Annotated in this window: 5 protein-coding genes; all 5 read left to right on the forward strand. The window is 66.9% G+C overall.

Annotation, left to right across the window (positions count from 1 at the left end):
• Positions 1-418 precede the first annotated feature (418 nt).
• The 5 genes from accC (at position 419) to JYJ84_RS26730 (ending at position 5,699) form a co-directional block, all read left to right on the forward strand.
• Positions 419-1,786: an acetyl-CoA carboxylase biotin carboxylase subunit gene (gene accC, locus JYJ84_RS26710; protein ID WP_122944425.1), complete on the forward strand. Its 1,368-nt coding sequence runs from the start codon at positions 419-421 to the stop codon at positions 1,784-1,786.
• 2 nt (positions 1,787-1,788) lie between these two features.
• Positions 1,789-2,691, forward strand: coding sequence for a 50S ribosomal protein L11 methyltransferase (gene prmA / locus JYJ84_RS26715; RefSeq protein ID WP_124473202.1), 903 nt, complete (start codon positions 1,789-1,791; stop codon positions 2,689-2,691).
• A 45-nt stretch (positions 2,692-2,736) separates the two neighbouring features.
• Entirely contained in the window at positions 2,737-4,098 is a 1,362-nt protein-coding gene (locus JYJ84_RS26720; protein ID WP_175222939.1) for a zinc-ribbon and DUF3426 domain-containing protein, read from the forward strand.
• Between the two features lie 73 nt (positions 4,099-4,171).
• A complete protein-coding gene (gene tpx, locus JYJ84_RS26725) occupies positions 4,172-4,675 on the forward strand; it encodes a thiol peroxidase (RefSeq protein ID WP_011350875.1) in 504 nt (167 codons plus the stop codon).
• Positions 4,676-4,760: 85 nt separating this feature from the next.
• Positions 4,761-5,699 (forward strand): carbohydrate kinase family protein, encoded by a 939-nt coding sequence (locus JYJ84_RS26730; RefSeq protein ID WP_175222938.1) that lies wholly within the window; start codon positions 4,761-4,763, stop codon positions 5,697-5,699.
• Positions 5,700-5,889: the final 190 nt, after the last annotated feature.

Genomic DNA, 5,889 nt, shown 5'->3' on the forward strand with positions numbered 1-5,889 from the left:
ACCTCTCTATTCGTCGGCAGCGTCAGATGTGTTTAAGCGACAGTCCGAAGGCGCTGCCGCGCCGGCCGCAGGCGGCGCTGTCGCACCGGCGGTCCCGCAGGGCCACGTCGTGACGTCGCCGATGGTCGGCACGTTCTATCGTGCGCCGTCGCCGGGCGCTGACCCGTTCGTCCAGGTGGGCGACACGGTCAAGGAAGGCCAGACGATCTGCATCATCGAAGCGATGAAGCTGCTCAACGAGATCGAGTCGGACAAGGCCGGCGTGATCAAGGAAATCCTCGTCGAGAACGGCCAGGCCGTCGAATACGGCCAGCCGCTTTTCGTGATCGGCTAAGTCCGCCGCGCGGCCTGCGGGCCGCGCGCCGCCGATGCCCGCCAGGCGCCGTTCGCGCGCCCCTCGAAGAGACGAATACTCGCTATGTTTGAAAAAATCCTCATTGCCAACCGCGGTGAAATCGCGCTGCGCATCCAGCGTGCGTGCCGCGAGCTCGGCGTCAAGACGGTGGTCGTCTACTCGGAAGCCGACAAGGAAGCCAAGTACGTGCGCCTTGCGGACGAAGCCGTCTGTATCGGCCCGGCCCCGTCGAACCTGAGCTACCTGAACATGCCGGCGCTGATCAGCGCCGCGGAAGTCACCGATGCCGAGGCGATCCACCCCGGCTACGGCTTCCTGTCGGAGAACGCCGATTTCGCGGAACGCGTCGAGCAGTCGGGCTTCACGTTCATCGGCCCGCGCCCGGAAACGATCCGCATGATGGGTGACAAGGTCACCGCGAAGCAGACGATGATCAAGACCGGCGTGCCGTGCGTGCCGGGCTCGGAAGGCGCGTTGCCGGACGATCCGAAGGAGATCGTCAAGATTGCGCGCGCGATCGGCTATCCGGTCATCATCAAGGCGGCAGGCGGCGGTGGCGGGCGCGGGATGCGCGTCGTGCACACCGAAGCCGCGCTCGTCAACGCGGTCAACATGACCCGCGAGGAAGCCGGCCGTGCGTTCGGCAACCCGCAGGTGTACATGGAGAAGTTCCTCGAGAACCCGCGCCACATCGAAATCCAGGTGCTGTCCGACGCGTACAAGAACGCGATCTGGCTCGGCGAGCGCGATTGCTCGATGCAGCGCCGCCACCAGAAGGTGATCGAGGAAGCGCCGGCACCCGGCGTTCCGCGCCGCCTGATCGACCGCATCGGCGACCGCTGCGCGGACGCGTGCAAGAAGATGGGCTACCTCGGCGCGGGCACGTTCGAATTCCTGTACGAAAACGGCGAGTTCTACTTCATCGAGATGAACACGCGCGTGCAGGTCGAGCACCCGGTATCGGAGCTGATCACGGGCGTCGACATCGTGCAGGAACAGATCCGCATCGCGGCCGGCGAGAAGCTCACGCTGCGCCAGCGCGACATCCAGTTCCGCGGACATGCGATCGAATGCCGGATCAACGCCGAAGATCCGTTCAAGTTCACGCCGTCGCCGGGCCGGATCACGTCGTGGCATACGCCGGGCGGCCCCGGCGTGCGCGTCGATTCGCACGCCTACAATGGCTATTTCGTGCCGCCGAACTATGATTCGATGATCGGCAAGCTGATCACCTACGGCGCGACGCGCGAGCAGGCGATCAGCCGGATGCGCATCGCGCTGTCGGAAATGGTCGTCGAAGGCATCCAGACCAACATCCCGCTGCACCGCGAGCTGATGATCGATTCGAAGTTCGTCGAAGGCGGCACCAGCATCCACTACCTCGAAAACCGGCTCGCCCAGAAGCAGCAGGTCGCACCGGAAGAAGCGTAAGCATGAGCTACCGCGAACTCGTCGTCGAACTGGCCCGTGAGCATGCGGAGGCGCTGTCCGACGCGCTGCTCGAACTCGGCGCGCTGTCGGTGTCCGTCGAAGACGCCGACGCCGACACGCCCGACGAACAGCCGCTCTTCGGCGAGCCGGGCCTCGTGCCCGACCGCACTGCGTGGCAGCACTCGCGCGTGGTCGCGCTGCTCGCGGCCGACCATGAGCCGGCCGTGCTGCTCGCGGCCGCCGCGAACGAAATCGGCGTCGCCGACACACCGGCGTTCACCGTCCGCGAAGTCGAGGAACAGGACTGGGTGCGGCTCACGCAATCGCAGTTCGAGCCGATCCCGATCGGCGAGCGAATCTGGGTCGTGCCGTCGTGGCACGATGCGCCCGATCCCGATGCGCTCATCCTCGAACTCGATCCGGGCCTCGCATTCGGCACCGGCAGCCACCCGACCACGCGCCTGTGCATGGAATGGCTCGAGCAGTCGGTGAAGCCCGGCCAGTCGGTGCTCGACTACGGCTGCGGCTCGGGCATTCTCGCGATCCTCGCGAAGAAATGCGGGGCGAACCCCGTGATCGGCATCGACATCGATCCACAGGCAGTCGAATCGGCGCGGCAGAACAGCGAACGCAACCATGCGGAAGTCACGTACGGGCTGCCCGACGCGTGCCCGGACGGCGAATTCGACATCGTCGTCGCGAACATCCTGTCGAATCCGCTGAAGCTGATGGCGTCGATGCTCGCATCGAAGGTCAAACCGGGTGGGCGCATCGCGCTGTCGGGCGTGCTCGCGCGCCAGGCGGACGAAGTTGCGGCCGTCTACGCACGCTACGTCGACATCTCGGTCTGGCGCGAACACGAAGGTTGGGTATGCCTCGCCGGAACCCGGCGCGAAAGCCATTAGAATAGCGCTGTCCTTCACTCTGGCCAGCAGGCCGCCCGGCTCGACATGCTTCTTGCGACGCGCTGCCCTCATTGCGAAACCGTCTTCCGGCTGCAGCAGGAACAGCTCTCGCTGCATCAAGGGCTCGTGCGCTGCGGGCATTGCCACGAAGTCTTCAACGCATCCGAGTCGCTCGTTCCCGAGCACGCGCAGCAGCCCGAGCCGGCCCTGACCGAACCGGCTGCCGCGCCGGACGACGGCGACGCGCACCATCCGGCCCCGCCTCGGCTGTTCGCCGCCGAAGCGCCGGCCGGATCACCTGCAGACACCGATTACAAGCCGGAAGGCTGGGACATGTGGGCGCCGTGGCTCGATGCCGGCGTCGACCCGTCGCTGCAGCACAGCGTGCAGACCGTGCGCACCGAACCGCTGATCCCGCTTGCGCTTCCGTCTACGGAAGCCGGCGTCGTTCACCTGTCCGGTACGCCCGCACCGTTCGCGCCCTCCCCGGCCGAGCTGGACACGTCCACTGCCGTCGAGAAACCAGCCGAATCGACGCAGACGCAGACGCAGACGCAGACGCAGACGCAGACGCAACAGGATACCGAACCATCGGCCGCGCCCGTCGAGCGCGACCCGCGTGAACCCCGTTTCGTCGCCCACGTTGCGTCGGACGCAGATACCGCTCGCGATGCCGCCGAACCCGTCGGCACCGCGCACTTCGCCATTCAGGACGACGAACGCACGCCACGCGAACCGCGCTTTGCGTTCACACCGGCGCCGGCTGTCGCCGCACCTGGATCCGAGCCCGACACTGGCGCCACACGGCACGACGAGACACCCGCCGCGGCCGCCAACGCGCCGGCCGCCCCATTCCCCGCTGCGCTGACCGACGACGATCGTCCGCACTTCGCCGTCACGCGCGAGACGCGCGCGCCGCAGCGGCGCGGCATGCTCGGCGGCTTTTTCGGCGGCCTCGTCGCTGCCGTACTGGCCGTGCTGCTCGTCACGCAACTCGCGTGGTGGCAACGCGAAACGCTGATGATCTACTGGCCCGTCACGCAGGGCTGGTTCCGGCAGGCCTGCGCGCCGCTCGGCTGCAAGGTCGCGCCGCCGCGCGCGATCGACGGCCTGCGGCTCGACGCCACCGACTTGCGCCAGCTCGACGGCCCGCGCGAGCTCGAGCTGAAAGTGCCGCTGACGAACCGCTACCGCGTTGCACTTGCGTACCCGTCGCTCGAGCTGACGCTGCTCGACGACACGAATCACGTCACCGTGCGCCGCGTGCTCGCGCCGCGCGACTACGTGCGCCCGGGCACGCCGATCGACGCCGGGCTGCCGCCCGGCACGACGCAGACGATGGTCGTCCGCCTCGATACGAACGGCACGCCCGCCTCGAATTTCCGCGTCCAGATCTTCTATCCGTGACGCGCCGTGGCGCGCGCCTGCGCGCCCGTCTCAACCCGCGCGCCCGAGCGGCGCGCTATTTCGGAGCACGAACATGAGCAAAGTTACGCTGGGTGGCAACCCGATCGATCTCGCCGGCACGTTCCCGGCCGTCGGCGCACAAGGCGCCGATTTCAAGCTGGTCGGCAAGGACCTCGCCGACCTGTCGCTCGCCAGCTTCGCCGGCAAGCGCAAGGTGCTGAACATCGTCCCGAGCCTCGACACGCCGACCTGCGCGACGTCGACCCGCAAGTTCAACGAAGCCGCATCGTCGCTCGACAACACGGTCGTCGTCGTCGTGTCCGCCGACCTGCCGTTCGCCGCCACGCGCTTCTGCACGACCGAAGGCCTCGAGAACGTCGTGACGGCTTCGACGTTCCGCACCGGCCGCGCGTTCGCGAACGCGTACGGCGTCGACGTGACGAGCGGCCCGCTGAACGGCCTGACCGCACGTGCGGTCGTCGTGCTCGACGCGCAGGACAAGGTGATCCACGCGGAACTCGTCGGCGAAATCAAGGACGAGCCGAACTACGATGCAGCGCTCGCCGCACTGAAGTAAGCTTTCTCTCGCTTTGCCCTGCCGCGCCGCGCCTTTCGCGCGGCGCTGTCGCGCAGGGTCCCTCATTTCTACAGGAACGCACACCTTGGCTACGTTGATTTGCGGCTCGATCGCCTACGACTCCATCATGACTTTCGAAGGGCGGTTCCGCGAGCACATCCTCCCCGACCAGGTGCACCTCATCAACCTGAGCTTCCTCGTGCCGACGATGCGCCGCGAATTCGGCGGCTGCGCGGGCAACATCGCGTATGCGCTGCACCTGCTCGGCGGCGATGCACGCATCATGGGGACGATGGGCGCGCTCGACGCGCAGCCGTATCTCGACCGGCTCGACCAGTTCGGCCTGCGCCGCGACCACGTTCGCGTGCTGCCCGATACGTATACGGCGCAGGCGATGATCACGACCGATCTCGACAACAACCAGATCACTGCGTTCCACCCGGGCGCGATGATGCAGTCGCACCTGAACCACGCGGGCGACGCGCCGGGCATCAAGCTCGCGATCGTCGGCCCTGACGGCTTCGACGGGATGGTGCAGCACGTGGAAGAGCTCGCCAAGGCCGGTGTGCCGTTCGTGTTCGATCCGGGCCAGGGCCTGCCGCTGTTCGACGGTGCGACGCTGCGCCGCAGCATTGAACTTGCGACCTATGTAGCGGTCAACGACTACGAGGCCAAGCTGATGAGCGACAAGACGGGATGGTCCGAAGATGAAATCGCCAGCCGGGTCGACGCCCTCGTCATTACGCGTGGCGAGCACGGCGCGACCATCCGCCACAAGCAGGGCACGGAGCAGGTTCCTGTCGTGCCGGCCGAGCGGATCGCCGATCCGACCGGTTGTGGCGATGCCTTCCGGGGTGGCCTGCTGTACGGCATCGAGCATGGCCTCGACTGGGCAACCACGGGCCGCCTCGCGAGCCTGATGGGCTCGATCAAGATCGCCCACCAGGGGCCCCAGACTTACGTACTGACGCGCGCCGAGATCGACGCGCGCTTCGAGGCTGCATTCGGTTACAGTCTCAAATGAATATTGTGGGAGAGCAAAGATGTTGACGAAAAAGACCCTCACGCTCGCGGCCATGCTGACGGCCTCGCTGACGCTCACCGGCTGCTTCACCGCACCGGGCTCGGCGGATGTCTATAGCGTCGGCCAGGCGCAGCGCGAACAGACGGTCCGCATGGGCACGGTCGAAAGCGTCCGTGCGGTGCGCATCCAG

The organism is Burkholderia sp. LMG 13014 (assembly GCF_905232215.1).
GTDB lineage: Bacteria > Pseudomonadota > Gammaproteobacteria > Burkholderiales > Burkholderiaceae > Burkholderia.

Bases quoted from the DNA above. Each gene is read 5' to 3' on its own strand.
- accC (WP_122944425.1), top strand. From the start codon at position 419: ATGTTTGAAAAAATCCTCATTGCCAACCGCGGTGAAATCGCGCTGCGC.
- prmA (WP_124473202.1), top strand. From the start codon at position 1,789: ATGAGCTACCGCGAACTCGTCGTCGAACTGGCCCGTGAGCATGCGGAG.
- JYJ84_RS26720 (WP_175222939.1), top strand. From the start codon at position 2,737: ATGCTTCTTGCGACGCGCTGCCCTCATTGCGAAACCGTCTTCCGGCTG.
- tpx (WP_011350875.1), top strand. From the start codon at position 4,172: ATGAGCAAAGTTACGCTGGGTGGCAACCCGATCGATCTCGCCGGCACG.